Origin of the sequence: Methanosarcina sp. DH2 (assembly GCF_020804225.1) — an archaeon.
GTDB lineage: Archaea > Halobacteriota > Methanosarcinia > Methanosarcinales > Methanosarcinaceae > Methanosarcina.
The window spans coordinates 309,113-330,414 of sequence record NZ_WJBI01000004.1; the positions used below are offsets into that span (position 1 = coordinate 309,113).

A 21,302-nucleotide genomic window follows, 5' to 3' on the forward strand; every position below is an offset into this window, starting at 1 on the left:
AAATATGAATATGGAATATAAAGTAAGGCTAAAGTTATCTGGTCTGGCTGAGTTCTTAATTAAGGGCAATCTGGCAAAAGGACATGTTAAGCACAGAAAGGAGTGCAATAAGGAAAAATTATATCCATAAGGCGCTTTTTCGCATACATGTCACCTTCTCCATAGGATTTACGTGCTTAACTCCTTCGGACTATATAATGTTTGTGAACCCGGCCTGCCTTCAATCCGGAAATCTAAATTCAAATATCCGAATACTGAAAATTCAGGTTCAGTCCTCAAGGTCCGACCTGGAAGAATTCAGGTCCCGACCTGGACAGGATTGAGAATTTTTTTCAGGGTAGAAACTGCAGAAAGGGCTGCAAGATAACTTGTTTTAGGGTTCTCAGGAGAAGGGAGGTTTTCCACTTTTGTGCAGAACTTTCCGAACTCTCCTTCTACAGTGATTTCATGCACATTTCTGGAAAGAGAGGGGTCAGCTATGACTCTTACCGCCGTCCGCTCAAAACCTATGCCTGCAAGGCTTATAGTGGCTGCCACGTTAACATTTGCAGGAAAAGCTTTTACGGCTTCCGACGCAGGCCCTTCAAAAAGTACGGTTGCTCTTTCGAGTTTTTCAAGTTCTATGCCATGTTTCACAACATAAGGAGCTCCCATGAGTCCTGAAGGAGGTTTCCTGGTAGTCAGGGTGACAGAAGAAATCCCGGCTGCATGTGCTGAATTTAACCCATCGATGCCGACAACTGCGCCCGAAGGAAAGTAAAGTTTGCAATTGTGCTGCTTTGCAAGCCCGAAAAGAGTTTCCCTCAGCTCCTTATCTGCAAGGGCGCCCACACTTAGGACCATCACATCACATCCTGCCTGAAGGGCCTGGGGTACAATAAACCTGACAGCATTCTGGGAGGCGCTTTCTATGACAAGGTCCACACTGCGTATGAGTTCTTCAATCTTCATATACGCAGGACTGCATGTTTTCAGGGAAGCTGCAAGTTCAAGAACCTTGCTCTCCGAAGAGTCACAGAGAGAATACAGCTCTGCATTAATCTCCCCGTTATCAATTGCCCTGCAAATCTGTCCGCCAATAAATCCGCAACCAATAATTCCTATTTTCAGTATTCCAGGCTCCTGATAATAATCAGTAAGTTTTAATCGATTTAATCAGTAGTTTGAGTTGTTTTAGCTGGTATTTTCCATCCGTTATAATTGCTTGCATTATAATTTTTTTTATATACCCGGCATAAAGGAAATCCGAGAACGGGATTATTGTATTCTGTTCCATCTCTTTAAATCTTCTGTTGCACGGCTTTTGTTTTTGTCTTAAAATCCTCTGCACATTTCTACCTTACTTTGTCTTTTTTGTTGTCTTAAAATCCTTTGCACATTTCTACCTTACTTTGTCTTTTTTGTCTTTTCTTTGTATTTTCTTATATTTTCTTATATTCTCTTTGTCTTTCCTGTGCCTGTTCTCAGTACCTTGCTCAGGATAAAGGCAAATTACAAACAATAAAATAAAAACGGAATAAAGAGAAATTGAAGGAAAAAATGCCCGCACCTCTTATAAATCCGGGCAGCATTAAGTATCAGGGTAAAAATCATGCTTATCAGAGAAGTAGAAAGCTTCGTAGAAGAAGACCTGGGGTACGATGATGTTTCGTGTACCATTGTTCCGGACAGACCTGCTGAAGCCATCATTTTCACGAAAGAAGATTGTACGGTTGCCGGACTCAATGAGGCGGCATCAATATTTTGTTATTTTGGAATTCAAGCAGAAACCGATCTTAAAGATGGAGACCACCTCAGCAAAGGAGATCTAATTTTCAGGCTTAAGGGAGGATCGGTGTCCATTCTCAGGGCAGAGCGCCTTAGCCTTAACTTTCTCGGGCACCTTAGCGGGATTGCAACCCTGACCAGGGGCTGCGTGGATATCGTAAGAGAACACTCCGAAAGCACAAGGATAGCGTGTACAAGGAAGACCACCCCAGGAATAAGGAAGTTCGAAAAGCTGGCTGTTGCTGCAGGGGGGGGAGATACTCACAGATTTAACCTATCGGATGCGGTTATGATTAAAGATAACCATGTAAAACTTATGGGAATAGAAGCTGCAATCAAAGCAGCCAAAAAAACCAGTTTTACTCGGAAAATAGAGGTTGAAGTCGAGTCTGCAAAAGACGCGGTCTTCGCTGCAGAACTGGGAGCCGACATTATCATGCTTGACAATATGCAGCCTGAAGCAATCAAAGAGGCTCTCTCTATACTTGAAGAAAAAGGGCTCAGGAAATCAGTCCTTGTGGAAGCATCGGGAGGGATTTCCCCCGCAAACCTTGAAGATTATGCAAAAACAGAAGTGGATATAATATCAATGGGCTCCCTTATCCATAAATCAAGATGGATAGATATTAGCCTGGAAATAGTCAACTCCGATAACTGAAACTATAGTTTCGGACGTAAATGCTTACATTAAACTCACCGGGTGCTTTATAACAACGGAAGTGCCCGTTATTTCGTGGTTTCTGCACCTTATTGGGTTAATATCTTTGTTCGAGATTTATTAAGAAATCTTCAAGAAGTTTTGAGATTTATTATAAATAAACATTACTCTCTTCCTTTTTTAATTAAAATTTTTTCATCTTGAATAGTTAATATTAAAAATTTTTTACACTTGTGAGTACAATTATATTTATAATAGGTTTCATTTTTCTGCCAAAAGTTTAAAAAACACCGAAAAAATATATAGGAATTGATAAATAAAAATTACAAAGATACGAAATAAGAATATAAAAAAATGGAACAAAAATAAATGGAGTCCCCAGATAAAAGGGTCTGCTAAATCCAGCCTCTGAAAGTCCATTGTTTCAGGATTTATACTCAATAAGGGTGTAGGATTTCACACCCTCATTCGTACCCGCAGATCTTTTCACTCCTTACCCTGGAATCAGCCCATGAGCTGGAAAAACTCTATAATGTGGCATTTCAGGCAATCCATTACGAAAAGGCAAAAAAGAAGCGTGTGGAAGAAGGAGTAAAGGTGGAAAAAGCTTTTTCTCAGATTGAAGGGCTGGAGCCTGAATACTGAAATTCAGGTATTTTCCTTCAGATCCTTTTTTAGTCTGGATTTCTATTGTAATCGTTTTGACTTTCCTACTGTAACCGTTTTGACCTGAATTTTTCTCTGTTCTGCCCTTATTCTACTCTTAGAACTTCTATATCGAGAGGTTCATCATTCCGAAATTAACTGTTTACTAACAGTTATGTGAAAAATGTCTCATCTGCAGCAGGACAGAACGAAGTCTGTCAAAAGTCAATGCTTACAGGTACACCATAGTACCATAAATGAGAGGTAGTGATTCATAACATGTTCGTACGCATTGTGATAATTATTACCGGTCAAATGGATAATGACAATAAATCACACCAATTTTTGGAAAAATTACCGACATATAAGAATTAACCGGAAAAATTAGTTAACTTTATGTAATACTCTTTCTCTAGTAAATTAGAGGAAAGTAACATGAAAGCAATCTTCGGTGTTAAATTAAAAAAAATCATTTTTATAGGAATACTCATTATTGCCCTGATTGCAACCTCAGGGTGCACAGGAGAACCCACTCCTGTTGAGGACGAAGAGGGTGCGTCCCCGGCGGAGGCTGCTGGAACCGCCACAGGAACCGATGAGTTAACCGAGTCTGCCGAAATCACAATCACTGATGGGTTCGGTAGAAGTGTTTCCATACCTGAGGATATTGAAAGTGTCGTCTGCTCAGGGGCAGGATCCCTGCGTTACCTCGTATACCTGCAGGCCCAGGACCTCGTAGTTGGAGTTGACAGCCTGGAAAAGAAGGAAGCGGAAATTGAAGGCAGGCCTTATGCCCTTGCAAACCCGCAGCTTAAGGATTACCCCCTGATAGGGGAGTTCAGGGGCAAAGATGACCCCGAAAAAATTATTGGTATCAGCCCTCAGGTTGTCCTGAAAGCTGGCACAACTGGCCAGCCCCCGGCAACAAGTGCCACTGAAGCCGACACTCTCCAGCAAAAATCCGGCATCTCGGTTGTTTCATTCCCTGCCGGGTCTTTGAAGAATGAGGAGCAGAAAACCGAAATGTACAGCTCACTCCGAATAATGGGAGAAGTTACTGGCAAACAGGAAAGGGCAGAAGAGATAATTGCCTATATCGAAGCTACGATGGATGACCTCGAAAGCAGGACTGCAGACATTCCGGAATCCGAAAGAAAGGCTGTTTATGTTGGAGGGGTGAGCAGTGCAGGAGCTCATGGAATAATTTCCACAGAACCGGCTTATCCGCCATTCCTCTGGGTAAATGCAAATAACGTTGCAGTCGGAATGGGCACAGACCATGCGGACATTGCCAAAGAGGCGCTTGTGGACTGGGATCCCGAATATATCTTTGTCGACATAGGAACTATCCAGCTGGGCAACGAAGGAGCCATTGGAGAACTCAAAACCGATCCGTCACTCAAAGGGCTTTCAGCTGTAAAGGATGGAAAGGTTTACGGAGTGATTCCCTACAACTTCTATAACACCAACTATGAGTCAGTGCTTGCAAACGCTTACTTCGTAGGAAAGGTACTCTATCCGGACAGGTTTGAGGATATAGACCCTGAAGCCAAAGCCGACGAGATTTACACCTTCTTCGTTGGCAAGCCTGTGTTCTCCGACCTGAACGGACAGTACAATAACCTGGGATTCAAGCAGATCCTACAATAACACGGAGGGTATAAATAAGTGCATTTTGCCGATGGAGCAGTTCCCGAAGATTACCTCGTGTACGTGCGAAGAAAATACTTCTGGATTATGGGGGGGCTCCTGTTCCTATTTTTTATGCTTATCTACTCGATCTCGGTAGGAGCGGTAGAAATCCCTCTGTGTAAGGTGATACAGATACTATCAGGTCAAGAAGTCACTACCAAATGGGATGAAACTGTATCGAGTATTATCTGGAACATCCGCCTTCCTCAAGCCCTGGCTGCGATAGTAGCAGGAGCCGGGCTTTCAGTTGCGGGAGTGGTTATGCAGTCAATACTGCGTAATCCACTCGGGTCTCCGTTTACGCTCGGCATCTCAAACGCCGGAGCTTTCGGGGCTGCCTTCTCGGTAATCGTTCTCGGGACAGGAAGGATGCAATCGACCGTTGCAAATGCTGTCATCATTAACAACCCTTACCTGACCACGATGGTAGCCTTCATCTTTTGCCTTCTTGCTACCGGAATAATCCTGCTCATCTCCAGGGTCCGCGGATCCTCGCCCGAGGTAATGGTGCTCGCAGGCGTTGCATTATCGTCCCTCTTTACCGCAGGGACAATGTTCCTGCAGTACTTTGCTGACGATACCCAGCTTGCAGCAGTTGTCTTCTGGACCTTTGGAGATGTCGGAAGAGTGAAGAACTGGCTGGAACTGGAAATTATGGCAGGGGTTGTTCTACTTGCAATAATATTTTTTATTGCCAATCGCTGGAACTATAATGCAATCGATGCAGGGGATGAGACCGCAAAAAGCCTGGGTGTCAATGTGGAGAGAATCAGGACCGTCGGCATGATTATTGCAGCCCTCGTCTCAGCTGTAATAGTTTCGTTCCTTGGAGTGATCGGGTTTGTAGGTCTGATCTGTCCGCACATGGTAAGACGGATAATAGGAGATGACCAGAGATATCTGATACCTGGCTCAACCCTCCTTGGAGCAATCCTTCTTCTGATATCGGATACCGCAGCCAGGCTTATAGTGGCGCCATATGTGCTTCCGGTATCTGTTCTTACAGCTTTCATGGGTGCACCCACTTTCATTTACCTGCTTCTTAGGGGGTATAAACGATGATTCTTTCTGTAGAAGAACTCCAGTTTTTATATCGTAACCGTAAGATCCTGCATGAGATCGCCTTTTCGATCGATGAAGGAGAAGTTGTCGCAATCCTGGGTCCCAACGGAGTTGGCAAGACTACCCTGTTAAAGTGCCTGAACAGGATCCTCCATCCTAAAGGGGGAGCGGTTCATATAGACGGGGAAAATCTGTCCAGCCTCGGGACTATGGAGATTGCACGCCGGATAGGCTATGTCCCCCAGCGTGTTGAAACCGGAAGACTGACTGCTTTTGATGCGGTCCTGCTGGGGCGGCGTCCCCATATCAAATGGGATATTACAGAAAATGACCTCAAGATCGTTGATTCGGTCTTCAGATTACTCTCGATGGAAAGCCTGCGCCTGTCCTATATCGATGAGATGAGCGGAGGCGAACTCCAGAAGGTAGCAATAGCACGTTCCCTTGTCCAGGAACCAAAAGTCCTTCTCCTTGACGAGCCGACAAGCAGCCTTGATCTGAAAAACCAGGTTGAAATCCTGGCAACTATCAGGCAGATAGTCCTTCAGCACAGGATTGCAGCTGTGATGACAATGCATGACCTCAACCAGGCTCTCAGGTATGCAGACCGGTTTATCCTCCTGAAGGGTGGGAAAGTTCACTCCCATGGAGGAGTGGAAGTAATTACCCCTCAGGTAATCGAAGAGGTATACGGCCTGCCAGTTATCATAGGAGAGATTTCAGGTATGCGGTGTGTAGTTCCGGGAAGCCCGGTATGGGACTGCAATACAGGCTATGTTGCAAGCAAATGATGTAGCAATGAAAGAAGTAGAAAAATAATGCAGTAATGAAAGAAGCAGAATAGCTGTGGACAAAAAGTACTGGACAAAAATTACTGGACAAAAATTACTGGACAAAAAGTACTGGACTGTATTTCTGCATATACCTCAATAAGAGGCAATGGAAGGATTACGTTTTAAAAAAAGTCTAAGGAGGTTTGCCGGAAAGGCAAACTCAATCCTTAATGAAAGATTTCTTGAATGGTAATTTCCAGGTTTATCTGGTAATCATCATTTCTGCAGTTTCAGGCTTGTAGAACCAATCTCTCGGAAGTACCTTTTCCTGCTTGTAGTACTTAACAAGCCTTCTGATCTTGGATTCTGTCAGGTTGAGGGAACGCTTGTTGTGGACATCTTTCTTATTAACAGAAAGGTGTTTCCTCAGTCCCAGAGCCTTAACAATGAGGTTGGTAAGGTCTTCGGGAATGTTAGGAGCAACGTTGTTTTCCTTGAGAATTGTTGTGATCTTCTTGCCTGTGATGAGCTTGGCGTCAGGGACTCCATAACGGTCTCTTAAAACCATTCCGATTTCGGCTGTGGAGACACCCTGTTTCCAGAGGTCCAGTGTAATTGAAGTAACTTCTTCTGCTCCAATCTTGCACCACTCAGGTGCCTCGGTTCTGTTAGGCCTGGTGGAGGCGGACTTGCCTTTTCTTTTGGTATGCATTTTTGCCATATATGATTCTCCTGATATCAATTGATCGATACCCGAAAGAAAAGCTCTTCGGGTTGAGGTTATATCTTTACCGATTATAACGGACCAACACATCGATCGGGAGATTTTTAATCCGCCACAGCAACTGCTGCGTGGCTTTTTCCAGGAACTCCTGCAAAAGCGTAAGTTTTTCGGTAAAAACATCACTAGAGAGCGCACCATATGATATATACTTTGTGTCGAATTCTGGAATTTGACTATATAAAGTGGTTTTAAAATGATTTCCAAATGTAGAGGACTATTCGTGCCCCTCCGGGATTGATCTGCCTGTAAATTGATTCTATCCTTCCATCTCTTAAAGCCTGAGCCTCAGAGAGGTCTTCAGCCTCAAGTATAGCATAAACAGTCTCGTTAATCTCACCTGAAAATTCAACTTTAAGTTCTGCCCGAATCTCTTCTCTTATATAGTCCGCCAGCAGGTCTTCAAGTAGGGAGAGTTCTACACTGGACTCAGTTTCAGAATAAATTTCGGGGTCGAGTACAAACCCTGTTTCAAGCAGATTTGAGAGATAAGCATTAAATTCGTCTTCCGTTGAGGAGGAATTTTCCTCACCCGTATTTTCAGAAACCCCGTAAAGCAGGATCTCAAAAGACTCATCTGCTTCCTCTCCGAAAACCGATCCAGAATAATCTGACGGGAACAGAAGCTCAACAACCGTCTCTGCTCCTTCAAGAGCTGCTGCATCAAGAGAAGCATTAAAAGCCTGGAAAAGTGCCATTGAAGCCTCTTCGTCAGAAGCATTAAGTGAAGCTTCAAGCATGGAATCATTCACACAGGCAAAAAGGACGTCCTTGGAAGGTGTACATGCATAAAGAGGCATGGAAAGTTTTGTACTCTGTCGGATGGAATCTGCAGGAGGTTCTTCTCCGATTATAAGTTCACTTTCCATAGGGAAAACTCCCACAGGATGCCAGCAGGCTTCAAAACGATAAGAAAACCTTCCCGCAATTTTCCGGTCCAGATAAACAGCAACAGTTTCAGAAGCCTGATCGGAATAATCCTCAGCAAGAGGATTGAGCGAAACAACCGAGCCGTTTACTGGCAGTGTAAGGGAGATAGCCAGGTATTCGGCGGTCAGGTCAGCAAATGTCCTGTGTTTCTGTTCCTTTCCGAAAAGGGTGTGAGCAGGACTTTCCACAATTGAGTTTTCGGGGACTGAAACGTTAAGTGCTGAAAGAGGAGAGATTTCATATTCGAAGTTCTCAAGTTTACATGAGAGAAGGGATTCGAGCAGAGAAGTATCCAGTTCTGAGGAAGACACATATCCGGCTGCGAGATATTGTTCATCAGCCTGCAGGGAGGGCATAAGAATGACACCGGAGAGTGAAATTAACACAAGTAAAAAGAGAGCATCAAAAACTGTAGAGTAACCTGAAGATTCTCTAACAGCCCAGATCTTTAATTTTCTATATTTTACGACTGTACTTTTTATAATTATACTTTTTATGATTATACTTTTTATGATTATACTTTTTATTTTTGTATTAGTATTATTTACTCTTTGTATCTCTCCAGATCTATGAGAAGTTCTAAAAGCCTTCATCTATTCACCTAATTTCTGTCATTTGATCAATTTCCATCCTCTATCCATTCCTACCGTGAATTAGATATCCTGTCCACCTGTCCAGGACCGGTTAACTCCTGTTTCGATATTTACTCCAGATTGATCATGTTTTACACCCATGGTGTATTATAAAGTACCACAGTAAGGGTTCCTGGGACCGATTCTGCGGCGTTTAACTCGATTACAACCGGCACTGAAGCTGCAACTTGCTCCTGTTTCCCCATAAGATAGCCAGGTTCAACAAGATCAGGCTCGATTAGCCATTGCCATCGTCCATCTCCAGTCCTGATTTCGACCAGAAACGGATAGTTTCCTGAAAAAGGTGCAAAAAATGTGATTCTCTCATCACGGCTATAGGGGTCTGAAAGCTTATCAAGAGCTGGTGCAGAAAGCTTACCAGGGTTTTCGGCCCTAAGGTCAGGTGCTTCCGCTATAGTTCCCGCAAGAAGGGAGGCGCTTTCATAATTCTCAAGGGCAAAAGAGCGGTCCTCATATCCCATATATGCCCTGGACAGGAGGGCTGCAAAGACAACAAAACCTATGACTGCAAGAGCAGTAGCGACAAGGTCGGAGTGCGGCTCAAGTGCTCCCCTTTCATCTCCGAGGATTGAAGAACCTGATTTGTTTCTAAGTTTTCTCACAGCTGCCAGTAAATTATTGATAAACAAGGACATAACCAAAAGCAGAAACCCCCTCACTACCCTTTATATAGACAAACTCTTTCTTTATTGAGATCTTTTCATTTACGGTTAAAATCACTTCTTCAGTCCCGGATACCCGGAGGAAATTATTAACTTCCAGAAAGTCAGCTCTGAGGGGAGATTCTTCCCTACCGTCAGTTCCGAATTCCGTATGCAGCTTTCCCCTTAGTGCGGATTCGTCAAAAGGCAGTACCCTGAAGGAAAACGGCCTTACAGCACTGAAACTTTTTTCATCATATTTGGCCTTCAAATGAACATACTCTCCTGAAACGCAGACCTCTATATTCTCCCCAAATGGAGAAATTAGAAAGACTTCATTTTCATCAAAACGGTAGGAAAGTTCCTGAGTCCCCCCCGAAAAACTCCCTGCTCCAGTTTCGTCTACTGCGGTTTTGAAATCCCTTGCAAGAAAATCCAGCTGTTCCTGCGCCTCAACTTCCTTAAAGCCGGCAGCCAGTTGAAAAAGGGCTGCAAAGAGGACTACACTGGCAAGAATAAGTGCCGCTTTTGAGATCAAAAAGTCAGCCCATGCCGATTCGTCTCCTGAAAGCTCCTTTACCATACAGGTCTTTCCTGACTTCACGTTCTTCGGTCAGCTCCGGTTTCTGAGATCAGAACAAACAGCCTACCTGATCCCTGATCGACCTGTGTTGAAAGGAATAATCTATGCCTGCCCGGACCAAGCGATAAGGGCCCGTTAAGCTCCGGATTCGAGAAGGAAGCATATGCGGGATAAAATTTCGATTTTCCTCCAATAGTGATGCAATAATTATCCGCATTCTCAGGCCAGTTCTTCTCCCGGCCCGGCAAAGTCCCGAAGTCTGCATATGCCCCACGAGGCAAATCTATCTCAAGGATAATCTCACTCCCTTCTCCGCGTATGGAGAGCTGTTCGCCAGCAGCTGTTAGTTTTGCAACCTCATCCAGAGTTTCCTGCTCTTTTACCCCGTCCAGAAAACCGGAAAGAGAGACTGAAGAGATCAGCACAAGTACAGCAAAAAAAGTACCTGTAACTGTAAGCCTGAAAGGAAGCCCGCATACTGCAGACTCATCAGTTCCAAGCTTACAGGCTAAAACCTGAGCCTTACTAGCCGTAAATTTACCCCCTTAACTCCAGATTCAGAAAAAAGTTATGAATTGGAGACAATAAAAGTTAGGCAGTCTGATAATAAATAGATTATCTTTTGTTTTAATTGAAGCATTTGAAGACAAATGAAAAAAAGGCGGTTGCGATCGATAAAATAATAGCCGAGATGGAAAGGATAAAGCAAAAATTGGAGTAAAAATTGGAGAAAAGCAAAGAAAAAAATTGAAACAGAAATATAAAATTAAAAAGAAAAGAGAAAAAAGAGAGAAAAAAATGGGGTAACGGAAGAGCAAGTAAAAAATAGAAAAGGAAAGAAAGAGGAAAAGAAAAAGAAAGCAGACAGAAGGTAAATTGCACGTAAAATTGGAAAAAGGAGAAACAGAAAAAGAGAAAAGGAGAAACAGAGAAAAGGAAAAACAGAAAAAGGGAAAGAAAAAAAGGATGAAAGAAGAAAACCTTTCGGTTTACTGTTCTGTAATTTTTCCAATCACTTCTTCCAGCGTTAAAAGTTCCTGTTCTCCGGACACCATATCTCTGAGAGTTAGTTTCCCCGCCTCGAGCTCTTTTTCTCCTACAATGACTACATAAGCGGCATTGACAGTATTGGCATACGAGAGCTGGGCTTTGAAGTTGCGCTCCATAAGGTCTATCTGGACTGGCAGGTAATTCCTTAATTCATTTGCAATTTTTACGGCTTCCAGATGAGTTTCGGGTTTTGAAACCAGTACAAGGCTTTTGAGCTCCGGAGGTAAGAGAGGACAGATTTCCATTATCCTGTCAAAACCTATTCCAAAACCTGTTGAAGGCACGTCTCCGCCCCCAAAAAGCTGGATAAGCTGGTAAGAGCCTCCTCCGCATACCTGTTTCTGGGCGCCAAGGCCTTCGGCATAGATCTCAAAGACCATGCCCGTGTAATAATCAAGCCCGCGAGCGATTCCGAAGTCAAGTGAATAATTGACACCGTATGCGTCAAGGAGTTTAAGGGTCTTTTCAAAGCTTACAAGTTCAGGGATGTTTCCGACTATTTCTTTTGCCTGCGGGAGGGTATACCTGCCTTCCAGTTTGATAAGGCGGAAGAGGTCGGACTTCAACTTCTCTTCTGCCCCTATCTCCTCAAGCAGAGCTTCAAGGCCTGCATACTCTTTTTTGTCCACAAGCCTCATAGCCTTGCTCACGATTTCAGGTTCAAGCCCCTTTAAAAGCGTACGGATTACTGCAAGGTTTCCAAGCTTCATGTCGCCCTGTATGCCCACAGCTTTTAACAGGGCATCGGCAAGGGCAATAACCTCGGCATCAGAATCGGATTTTCCACTCCCTATAAGTTCGACTCCGAACTGCCAGAACTCCCTGAAGCGGCCTTTCTGGGGGCGTTCGTAGCGGAAACAGTTTTCGAAGTAGAACAATTTCAAAGGCTTGGGGAAAGGCTGGAGTTCATTTACATACATCCGCATGACAGGAGCCGTAAGTTCCGGCCTGAGGGTCATGTTCCTTCCTCCTTTGTCCGTGAAGTTATAAAGTTCCCCTATGATTCCTTCTCCGGACTTAAGGGTAAAAAGGTCCAGATGTTCAAACGTGGGCGTAATGATTTCACTGTAGCCCCAGTTGCGGACAACATTTCGCATAACGCTTTCCACGTACCTTCTCCGGGCAGTATCTGCGGGTAAAAAGTCCCGGGTCCCTCTTGGCCTGTTGACTGTCATTTTTTAATGCACCTGGTATATTGAATTTAGAGGATTTATGCTGAAGACATAACCGCCTGTTAGGATAAATAACTCTATACATTCCATAAACAGAATATAAAGATCATGTAAAGAGTCAGTATTTCTAAAATTGTACGGGATTTATTCTACTTCTCTTCAGCTTTCTGGATGGTAGTTAAAAACAAGCTATTTTACTTTTTCGTTATTTACGCTCTACAGACCAAAAATACCTATGTAGAAGGAGCCCGAAAAATAGGTTCTATAAAAGGAGAAAAAACAGATATAATATATTTTTCTTGTAAAATAAAGTAGAATGGATTCCAGAAAGCAGAGTTTTCGCAATCAAATAACCATAAATCAAATAAAGACAAGTTTACACCGGCTAATATAATAAACAACTTAATATACATGATTTACGCTAAATATTTGTGATCAACGTGTCAGAGCAAAGAAGTGTACCTTTAAGGGAGCATTTGCTATCCCTGAAGCCCTGCAGACATGGAGGGCTAATCCAGGAAACTTCGGAGATGTACGGGATCCCCGAAAACGAAATCCTCGACTTCAGTGCAAACTTTAACCCGCTGGGAAGCCCTTTTGATTACCCGGGAAGCGGACTTAACTTTACCAATATTATAGAGGAGAGCTTTGGAAAACTCCTGGAATACCCCGACAACAGGTATCTGGAGTTCAGGGAAGCTGCTGCAAGATTTGTAGGACCTGGAGTAACACCTCAGAATATTATCCCGGGTAACGGATCAACGGAGATAGTCCGGCTTGTGGTCGAATCTGTGATAGAAAAAGGAGATAAAGTCCTTTTACCCTGGCCCACTTTCGGAGAATACGAAATGCAGTGCCGGGTCATGGGAGCAGAACCGGTATACCCCTCACAGGAAGAGGTGAACACGCTTTCTGATGAAATGCTGGAAGAAGCAAAGATCCTTTTTATCTGTAACCCGAACAACCCTACAGGGAAACTCCGCAGCAGAGAAGAACTTAAAGCCCTTGCAGAGCGCTGCAGGAAACATAAGACTCTTCTTTATGTAGATGAAGCTTTCATAGAGCTCTCCGATCCCTCGCAGAGTGTTGCAGATCTTCCTGCAAATAACGATTACATTTTTGTCATGCGTTCCCTTACAAAAGATTTTGCAATCCCCGGGATCAGGATGGGTTTCGGGATAGCTTCTCCGGGTATGGCTGATATCCTGAACACAGCCAGGCTGTCCTGGAACCTCGGAGCTATTGCAAACGCTATCGGAATCGCGCTTCTCAATATAGAAGGCGGGATTGACAGCCCTTACCTGAAAAAAGCAAGGGAAATGATTATGGAAGAAGGAGAAAAGCTCAAAGCTAAACTCAACAGGATAAGAGGTTTTGAAGCCGGAGAAGTGAATGTAAACTTTATCTTCGTCGATATAAGCAAATTCATACTCAACTCAAGTGAACTGGCTGCACGCCTTGCAGCCCGCGGAGTCCTTATTCGGGACTGTATCTCTTTTCATGGCCTTGGAAAAGACTACATCAGGGTTGCAGTAAGGACCGCAGAAGAAAACGACAGGCTCATTGCTGCGATCGGAGAAGTTATCACTGAGTGGGGCAGAGAACAGGCAAAGAACGAACTGCAGCACGTAATAGAAAAAGCGAGTGAAGAAGGCATAGGGGGCAGAAAGACCTGCGAATACTACCCATGCCATTTTGAAGGTCAGAACTGCACCTTCTGTTTCTGCCCGTTTTACCCCTGTGAAAATGAGAAAACAGGAGGAAAATGGATTCAGAGTTCAAGAGGCGGCAGGGTATGGAGCTGTGTTGACTGTCACCTTGTCCATAAGAAAGAAATAGCCCAGCAAATCCTTGACTGCCTGATGCAGGAAGGAGATACGGACAAACTTGTGAAAGTAGCCTGGAAAAAAGTGATGGAGCCCATCTTATGATTATTCCGGACAGCGGGCACCTCGCTCTGGTACTTCTGCTTGCTGCATTTATAGACATAGTTTTCGGAGAACCCCCTGCTGCTGTTCACCCCGTTGTCTGGATAGGAAAATTAATCAGTTTTTTGAAAAACGCAGCCCCAAAAACCCACAGGAAACTCTATGGCACTGCAATGGCTCTTTGCTGTGTTTTCTTCGCGTCTTTACTGGGCTATTCCATTCTCTATATTGCAGCCCTTCCGGGAATTCCGTACATTTTAGCACTCTTAATTGAAGCCTACTTCCTGAAAGCCACCTTTGCAATAAATTGTCTGCTGAGCCCTGCCAGAAAGATTTACAAACACCTTGAAGAAAACCAGCTGGAAAAAGTAAGGGAACTGCTCCCTATCTACGTCAGCCGGAACACCTCCAAACTGACAAAAACTCAGATGTCTTCGGCAGTTATTGAATCCGTCTCCGAAAATTACGTAGACGGTATCCTGAGCCCTATTTTCTATTACGCACTTTTCGGGGAATTAGGGCTTGTGGCTGCATACGCATTTAAAGCCATAAGTACCCTTGACTCGATGGTAGGGTATAAAACCGAGCCTTACAGAGAACTTGGATATTTTTCAGCAAAGTCAGATGATGTATTAAACTGGATTCCTGCCCGGATTTCAGTTATTTTTATCCTTGCTGCAGCCTTTACAATATCCTTATTCCCTAAAAAAGGAAGAAAAACCAATCCCCTTGACAGCGTAAAGACTGCGTTCGAAGACGGGATGAAGACCCCGTCCCCCAATTCCGGCTATCCGATGGCTGCTACTGCGGGAGCCCTGGGAGTCAAACTCGAAAAACCTGATACTTATGTTCTGGGAATCTCGTACCCCCCTACCGAAGTAAAAGATATAAAACGGGTATCCCAATTAATAGCAATTGCTTCAGGCTTTTCACTTGTTGCTTTTGTGGCAGTTATCCAGATGGTGGGAATCTACCTTTATTACCCGTAATCTGTAGATATACATTCATCAATTCCCCTATTAATTTGAGCTCATTGACTTACAGGATCCCTGTCAAGTTCACAATCCGGACTTTTGTGCGGAAGCCGAGACTCTGAGAAACCGGAATGTATCTGGCAGGTAATGCTGGAAGCAGTAAAATTCACCGTAAAATCCAGAATGTTAACCGGTATAAAAGCTTAAAAACAAAGCTTAAACCAAGCTCCTGATTTAAGGATCTAGTTTCAAGACCAACAACTCCAAGAACCTCAGGAAATCTAACATAATAATTTCAACAACCCCGGAGTGATCAGTATGAAGTTATCCGATATTGAGGAAAGGGACCTGAAAAAAGGGCAGCCTGAAAAAATAGAGGGAAAAGCTACTATCGATATCCTCGATGTCCTGGCAGAAGAAGGCATAAGCGTCCAGGACCTTGCGGACACGGCTCTGGAAATGTACGTCCCTCACCCCGGACTTGAAACAAGGGAAAAAGCCGAATCCCTGTTTAAAAGAGAACTTAAATTCGCTCTTTCTGACCCAAATCTCTGCCTTTTGATTTACTCCGGGGTCCTGCTGGAAAGAGAAGGTAGAGCCGGAAGCCTTCCGAACCTCAGCAAAAGTTCTTATGAAAAAGACCTTAGTTTCATAATTGCTGACGAAGTTCTGGGCAACAGCATCGCAAACTATATCAGCGGCTCTAAAGGGACATTCGAGTTTGTCAGGTATGACAAACTAAAACCCGGAATCCTTGCAAATCTGGGGCCTTTCATGGACGATGTCATAGGGGGCCTTATAGGAGGGGTATCCTCCAATATGTATTCAAGAGGTATGGCAGAGTTTGAAAGAAAAGACTGAAAAACAGGCGATACATAATGAATTCATACTTACTTGCATTTAAGTCGGGTTTTGGCTTCCTGTCCACGATTCCTGTAGGGATCAGTATGGAAGGGATCGACGAACTCATGAAAAAGATATACTTTTACCCTGTCGTGGGAGCCGTACTCGGGCTTCTCATAGGGGCAATTGCATACGTAGGGCAGTTGATATTTCCGGGCCCTGTCCTTGCAGCCCTTATCATGGGGTCTGTATATTACTTTACAGGCTTTAACCACCTCGATGGAGTTACGGACATGGGAGATGGCTTTATGGCCCATGGGTCCCGTGAGAAAAAAATTAAAGCCTTAAAAGACACAACCCTCGGGACAGGAGGAGTTGCTTTTGGCATGCTTGTACTGCTCACCCTTTACGGTTCCATAAGAGCAGTACAGGATGAAGGCTTTACTGTCGTCGGTTCGAACCTTCCGTTGCTTATATTTGCATCCATGTTTATAGCAGAAGTCAGTGCCAAGCAGTCAATGTTAACAATTGCAGCTTTTGGAAAACCGCTCCCACGACCGGAAAAACAGGCTTATCCTGGCCTGGGGGAAATGACAATAAACGGAGCAACCCGGAAAAACTTCCTGATAGGATTTATTTTCGGAGCGGTTGTGTGCTTCCTGCCCTTTGGGCTAATAGGACTGCTTCCGTATCTGGCAGCATGCATTTCGGCTCTGGTGCTCCTTAACAGGAGCTATGCCCACTTTGGAGGCTTAAACGGCGACGGAATAGGTACAGCCAACGAGATTGGAAGGATAACTGCCCTGATTGTCATTGCAGTTACCCTCAAACTTTCATTAAATGGATACCTGGGAGGTTTAGAATGGACGCTATTGTAATGGCAGGAGGATTCGGGCAGAGACTTGGAATGGGGGAAAAGCCCTGCGTAGAACTGCTCGGAAAGCCACTCATTACCTATGTAATAGATACCCTCAGATCAACGAAAGATATAGACAGAGTTTTCGTAGCGGTCTCGCCTGTTACCCCGAAGACCGAAATCATGATCCAGGAACGCTACAAAGGCGAGGTTCAGGTAATCAGGACCTTTGGAGGAAACTATGTAGGGGACATGATACATGCAGTGGAAACTGCAGAAACGACAGGTCCGGTAATGATTATAATGTCAGACCTGCCCCTTATAGATTCTGAGCTTATTGAGTCAGTGATCAGGAAATACAGGGAAGAAGGAAAACCGGCACTTTCCGTGTATGTCCCGATCAATGTATGCAAGGGAGCAGGAACCAGGCCGGATACCGTATTTAACAAGGATGGGAAACTTATCGTGCCCGCGGGAGTAAATATCCTTGACAGTTCTCAGATTCGAAACGAACAGGAAGACTTTAATCTGATACTCGATAATCCCAGACTAGCAATAAACGTAAATACCGTTAAAGACCTGCAGCGCTGCAAGGATTTGCTGCAGTGTTCAAACTAAAATTTGCTAGAGGTGTCATATATTCTATCCTTAAAAAACCTGATATTGAGCCGTGATGGGAAGAAAATTCTGCGTGGAATCAACCTTGAGGTAGGGGACCGTGAAATCCACAGTATCATCGGCGCAAACGGTGCAGGAAAAAGTACACTTGCATATACCCTGATGGGGCTCCAGGGTTATGAACATGAAGAGGGCAGCATCATTTTTAACGGGGAAGATGTTGCAGTACTTTCGATAACCGAACGTGCAAAAAAAGGCATAACTCTTGCCTGGCAGGAACCCGCCCGCTTTGAGGGGCTGAAGGTAAGGGACTACCTCGCAATCGGGGCAAGAGGCAATGGAGGCATCACGGAAGAAGAGATAAAGGAAGCCCTCAGAAAAGTCGACCTGAAGCCTGAAAAATACCTTTCCAGAGAAGTAGGCGAGGCATTGAGCGGGGGCGAAAGGAAGCGGATTGAGCTTGCCTCCATCATTACCATGAAGCCGAAACTTGCAATCCTTGATGAGCCGGACTCCGGAATTGACGTTGTTTCCTTAAAAGAAATTGTCTCCCTGATCCGGACGCTTAAAGAAAACGGCTCGTCAGTGCTCGTTATTACGCACAGGGAAGAAATTGCAGCTGCCTCGGATAAAGCGTCCCTGATGTGCGAAGGGGTAATCCTCAGGAGCGGAGACCCCCTGGAGATAAGCGAATTTTTCAAAAACAGATGCATACCCTGTGACAACCGGGTATCTCCCCCAAAGGTGGTCTGAAAAATGGCTCAGATTACATTAAATGCACTTTCCAGAGAAACGGAAGACATAACTGCAGCTTACACAGCAGCCGGAGGAGATGCTGCAGTCCTGCATAACCATGGGCTCGCAAGCCTTGTGGTAAGCGGGAACAAAGTTCTCAGCGCAAATGGGACCGAAGGCATAGTGCTTGAGAAGAAAGAGACCGAATACGGCGTGGACATCAAAATGACCATCAAAAAAGGTTATAAGATCCCCCTGCCTGTCCACCTTTGCTTCGGGCTTGTCCCTAAAGACGGAATCCAGGAAATCAAAATGGACTTCGTAGCCGAAGAAGACTCGGCTGTAGAACTTATCGCCCACTGTACTTTCCCGAATGCTGAAAAAGTTATCCATAAAATGGATGCCGAGATGGTTATCGGAAAGAACGCGTCTCTGAAATACACAGAGACTCATTTCCACGGCCCATATGGCGGAATTCAGGTGCTCCCGAAAGCCCATATAAAGATAGAAGAAGGAGGTAGCTACTACACAAACTTTTCTCTCATTTCCGGGAGAGTTGGGTATCTGGAATTCGATTACAGTGTTGATGCCGAAAAAGATTCGATCTGCGAGATGGTCACCAAGGTCTACGGAAAAGCGGACGATAAAATAAAAATTCTCGAAAGGATCTCTCTTAACGGAGAAAATGCCCGCAGCGTAATTAAAAGCCGGCTTGCAATAACCGATAACGCAGAATCCATGTTCAGAGGAATCACCGAAGGTCACGCCCCGAGAGCGCGCGGACATGTTGACTGTATGGAAGTTATCCAGGGTAATGCAAAAGCTGAAGCCGTACCGATTGTCCGTGTAGACAACCCTCTTGCCAAGGTTACACATGAAGCTGCAATCGGCTGCGTGGACAAAAAGGAAGTCGAAACCCTTATGGCCCGCGGTCTTGAAGAAGACGATGCAATAGATATCATAGTAAAAGGAATGCTGGCTTAAATTTGCCTTCATCCCTTATTTATCTGAATCCGGCATCCTATAAACTGGAGTTTTCAGCCAATCAACAGCAGTTTATCAGGAAAACTTAGAGATCACAACATAGATGGAGGTGGAAGGTATGAGTGGTGAAATAATCATCCTTGATAAAAAGTATTCGGAAAGAAACCTGCAGCTAATTACCGGAAAAAAGGATATACGTTCGCATACGATTGATATCCCCGAAGAAATGTTGCTTTTAAGTGAAGTAATTGAAGACCCCAGAAAACTTCCTTACCTGCTGGAAACCTTTCATACTGCGCAGATAAAGAATGAAAAAGCTTTTCATTTTGCCCTGCTCAGAGTCCAGGTAGATTCGGATATAAGGATGCATGAAGACATCCAGAGATATCAGCAGAGAAAATACGTAGCCGAAACCCTTGAGAAGCTGCTCTACGGGGAACTTATGCTCTCAGTCGAAGAGAACTCGGGGCTTGAGGACGACTGAGCTATCTGGAGGCAAATCATATTCCTTTAATAATTATTACAGTCTTCGTGCTGCTCACGCTATCATGTATCCAGCAGACATAGACGCTTTTCAGAATTCATTTCTATCCAGAACTGGTATGTTTTATCTAAACTCTCGATTTTTTACTTTCTACTAGAAGAAGTGTCTTCCTGTAACCAGGGCTGAAAATTAAGGAAAAAACACTTTCTTTTTTATATCTTTTTTATATCTTTTTTATATCCTGAACTTTCTGTTAGTCCCGTTACCACGGTATGGGAAAATTTTGATTATTAGAAAAAATAAACCGATTTTAATAATTTTCGAATGATATTAATATATTTATTTAAAATATATTGAATAGGGTGAGTCAACCCGGAAAACAAACACCTCACAGCTCTCCGCGGGAATTTCTGCAGTGAGAAGCAAGTTGAATTTTTCCGAAAATTCATTTTCCCTAAAAAAGGTTTTTACTTTTTAAAAAGTAGAGACAGGGATTTCTTTCAGTTTGAAGTATTTTTCCGGTTCTCTTACACGACTTTGAAAATGGGGGTTGAGAATGGCAAGCAAAGAAGAACTGATACAGGAACTTTCGGATGCAATAATTTCCTGTAAAAAGGACAGAGTGATTGCAGCCGTAGAAAAGGCAAAAGAAGTGATGGAGCCTGCAGAAATAATTGACAAAGGGCTTGCTGCCGGCATGAATCAGGTAGGGACTCTTTTTGAAAGGGGAAAACTTTTCCTGCCGCATGTAATGATGGCTGCCGATGCAATGACTGCCGGAGTCAAGATCCTTGAAGCTGATCTGCCTGCAGGGGCTGAGACAAAGAAACTTGGGGTTATCGTAAACGGGACCGTTGAAGGGGATGTGCACGATATTGGCAAGTCTATCGTCTCAACCATGCTTCAGTCAGCTGGTTTTGAAGTCCACGACATAGGCAGAGATGTTCCTATAAAGAACTTTGTTGAGAAGGCAAAGGAGGTCAATGCGAATATGATCGGACTTTCAGCTCTCATGACCACCACAATGCAGGGGCAGAGAGAAGTTATTGAACTTCTCAAAGAAGAAGGAATGAGGGAGAGAGTAAAGGTTATGGTAGGGGGTGCCCCTGCAACCCAGGCCTGGGCTGACAAAATCGGGGCTGACTGTTACGCTGAAAATGCAAGTGAAGCTGTAGCAAAAGCAAAAGAACTGCTCCTGGGGAAGTGAAAAGATATGGCAACTGAATATGCTTTGAGAATGGGAGACGGGAAACGTATCTTCCTTACGAAAGAAAAGATCATGGAGGAGCTTGAGGCAGGTGTGGCAAATGCCGCCGACCTCGGTGAGATCTCCGGTCTGAGTGCCGATGAAGTCGACAAGCTTGCAGAAATCCTTATGATGCCCGGAAAGGCAGTCAGTGTGGAACACGGCATGGAAGTGCCYGTAACTCACGATATCGGGACTCTSAGGCTTGACGGTGACCAGGGTAACAG

At 44.2% G+C, this 21,302-nt stretch carries 21 protein-coding genes and 1 pseudogene; 15 read left to right on the forward strand and 7 right to left on the reverse strand.

Features of this window, described 5'->3' with window-relative positions:
- The first annotated feature begins 4 nt into the window (after positions 1-4).
- The gene (locus tag FXV91_RS19740) at positions 5-130 is read left to right on the forward strand and encodes a hypothetical protein (protein ID WP_255679998.1); all 126 of its coding nucleotides are present in this window, start codon (positions 5-7) and stop codon (positions 128-130) included.
- 167 nt (positions 131-297) lie between these two features.
- Here the strand turns inward: FXV91_RS19740 and FXV91_RS08605 are convergent, their stop codons facing one another.
- The gene (locus FXV91_RS08605) at positions 298-1,113 is read right to left on the reverse strand and encodes an aspartate dehydrogenase (RefSeq protein ID WP_229390230.1); all 816 of its coding nucleotides are present in this window, start codon (positions 1,111-1,113) and stop codon (positions 298-300) included.
- A 478-nt stretch (positions 1,114-1,591) separates the two neighbouring features.
- On the opposite strand from FXV91_RS08605, the gene nadC reads away from it, so the two are divergent.
- The 4 genes from nadC (at position 1,592) to FXV91_RS08625 (ending at position 6,615) form a co-directional block, all read left to right on the forward strand.
- Positions 1,592-2,425: a carboxylating nicotinate-nucleotide diphosphorylase gene (gene nadC / locus FXV91_RS08610; protein ID WP_229390163.1), complete on the forward strand. Its 834-nt coding sequence runs from the start codon at positions 1,592-1,594 to the stop codon at positions 2,423-2,425.
- 1,080 nt (positions 2,426-3,505) lie between these two features.
- Positions 3,506-4,720: an iron ABC transporter substrate-binding protein gene (locus FXV91_RS08615; protein ID WP_229390164.1), complete on the forward strand. Its 1,215-nt coding sequence runs from the start codon at positions 3,506-3,508 to the stop codon at positions 4,718-4,720.
- Positions 4,721-4,738: 18 nt separating this feature from the next.
- Positions 4,739-5,824, forward strand: a complete 1,086-nt coding sequence (locus FXV91_RS08620; RefSeq protein WP_229390165.1) for an iron ABC transporter permease — start codon at positions 4,739-4,741, stop codon at positions 5,822-5,824.
- Positions 5,821-6,615 (forward strand): ABC transporter ATP-binding protein, encoded by a 795-nt coding sequence (locus FXV91_RS08625; RefSeq protein WP_229390166.1) that lies wholly within the window; start codon positions 5,821-5,823, stop codon positions 6,613-6,615. Before FXV91_RS08620 ends, FXV91_RS08625 begins: the two co-directional genes overlap by 4 nt.
- 244 nt (positions 6,616-6,859) lie before the next feature.
- Here the strand turns inward: FXV91_RS08625 and FXV91_RS08630 are convergent, their stop codons facing one another.
- From FXV91_RS08630 to hisS, 6 genes are all read right to left on the reverse strand, one after another.
- Positions 6,860-7,318 (reverse strand): 30S ribosomal protein S15, encoded by a 459-nt coding sequence (locus FXV91_RS08630; protein WP_229390167.1) that lies wholly within the window; start codon positions 7,316-7,318, stop codon positions 6,860-6,862.
- A gap of 251 nt (positions 7,319-7,569) precedes the next feature.
- Complete coding sequence (locus FXV91_RS08635) at positions 7,570-8,664, reverse strand: hypothetical protein (RefSeq protein WP_229390168.1); 1,095 nt, start codon at positions 8,662-8,664, stop codon at positions 7,570-7,572.
- A gap of 368 nt (positions 8,665-9,032) precedes the next feature.
- Positions 9,033-9,596, reverse strand: coding sequence for a hypothetical protein (locus FXV91_RS08640; RefSeq protein WP_229390169.1), 564 nt, complete (start codon positions 9,594-9,596; stop codon positions 9,033-9,035).
- Positions 9,577-10,185: a hypothetical protein gene (locus tag FXV91_RS08645; protein WP_229390170.1), complete on the reverse strand. Its 609-nt coding sequence runs from the start codon at positions 10,183-10,185 to the stop codon at positions 9,577-9,579. The genes FXV91_RS08640 and FXV91_RS08645 overlap by 20 nt, the downstream gene beginning before the upstream one ends.
- Before the next feature lie 17 nt (positions 10,186-10,202).
- Positions 10,203-10,610 carry a hypothetical protein gene (locus FXV91_RS08650; protein WP_229390171.1) on the reverse strand — a complete coding sequence of 136 codons (408 nt, stop codon included), beginning with the start codon at positions 10,608-10,610 and terminating at the stop codon, positions 10,203-10,205.
- Positions 10,611-11,174: 564 nt separating this feature from the next.
- Complete coding sequence (gene hisS / locus FXV91_RS08655; RefSeq protein WP_229390172.1) at positions 11,175-12,410, reverse strand: histidine--tRNA ligase; 1,236 nt, start codon at positions 12,408-12,410, stop codon at positions 11,175-11,177.
- Positions 12,411-12,847: 437 nt separating this feature from the next.
- Between hisS and cobD the strand changes: the two genes are divergently transcribed.
- From cobD to FXV91_RS08705, 10 genes and pseudogenes are all read left to right on the forward strand, one after another.
- The gene (cobD, locus tag FXV91_RS08660) at positions 12,848-14,338 is read left to right on the forward strand and encodes a threonine-phosphate decarboxylase CobD (protein ID WP_229390173.1); all 1,491 of its coding nucleotides are present in this window, start codon (positions 12,848-12,850) and stop codon (positions 14,336-14,338) included.
- Positions 14,335-15,324 (forward strand): cobalamin biosynthesis protein, encoded by a 990-nt coding sequence (locus FXV91_RS08665; protein WP_229390174.1) that lies wholly within the window; start codon positions 14,335-14,337, stop codon positions 15,322-15,324. The genes cobD and FXV91_RS08665 overlap by 4 nt, the downstream gene beginning before the upstream one ends.
- A 303-nt stretch (positions 15,325-15,627) precedes the next feature.
- A complete protein-coding gene (gene cobZ, locus FXV91_RS08670; RefSeq protein WP_229390175.1) occupies positions 15,628-16,170 on the forward strand; it encodes an alpha-ribazole phosphatase CobZ in 543 nt (180 codons plus the stop codon).
- A gap of 17 nt (positions 16,171-16,187) precedes the next feature.
- Entirely contained in the window at positions 16,188-17,030 is an 843-nt protein-coding gene (cobS, locus tag FXV91_RS08675; RefSeq protein WP_229390176.1) for an adenosylcobinamide-GDP ribazoletransferase, read from the forward strand.
- Positions 17,015-17,626, forward strand: a complete 612-nt coding sequence (locus FXV91_RS08680) for an NTP transferase domain-containing protein (protein ID WP_229390177.1) — start codon at positions 17,015-17,017, stop codon at positions 17,624-17,626. The genes cobS and FXV91_RS08680 overlap by 16 nt, the downstream gene beginning before the upstream one ends.
- 45 nt (positions 17,627-17,671) lie before the next feature.
- Positions 17,672-18,379, forward strand: coding sequence for an ABC transporter ATP-binding protein (locus FXV91_RS08685; RefSeq protein ID WP_229390178.1), 708 nt, complete (start codon positions 17,672-17,674; stop codon positions 18,377-18,379).
- Between the two features lie 3 nt (positions 18,380-18,382).
- Positions 18,383-19,345 carry a SufD family Fe-S cluster assembly protein gene (locus FXV91_RS08690; protein WP_229390179.1) on the forward strand — a complete coding sequence of 321 codons (963 nt, stop codon included), beginning with the start codon at positions 18,383-18,385 and terminating at the stop codon, positions 19,343-19,345.
- 118 nt (positions 19,346-19,463) lie between these two features.
- Positions 19,464-19,829, forward strand: a complete 366-nt coding sequence (locus tag FXV91_RS08695) for a hypothetical protein (protein ID WP_229390180.1) — start codon at positions 19,464-19,466, stop codon at positions 19,827-19,829.
- A gap of 556 nt (positions 19,830-20,385) precedes the next feature.
- Positions 20,386-21,036 carry a dimethylamine corrinoid protein MtbC gene (gene mtbC / locus FXV91_RS08700; RefSeq protein ID WP_229390181.1) on the forward strand — a complete coding sequence of 217 codons (651 nt, stop codon included), beginning with the start codon at positions 20,386-20,388 and terminating at the stop codon, positions 21,034-21,036.
- A gap of 6 nt (positions 21,037-21,042) precedes the next feature.
- A pseudogene (locus tag FXV91_RS08705) lies at positions 21,043-21,302 on the forward strand ([dimethylamine--corrinoid protein] Co-methyltransferase); the annotation flags it as partial.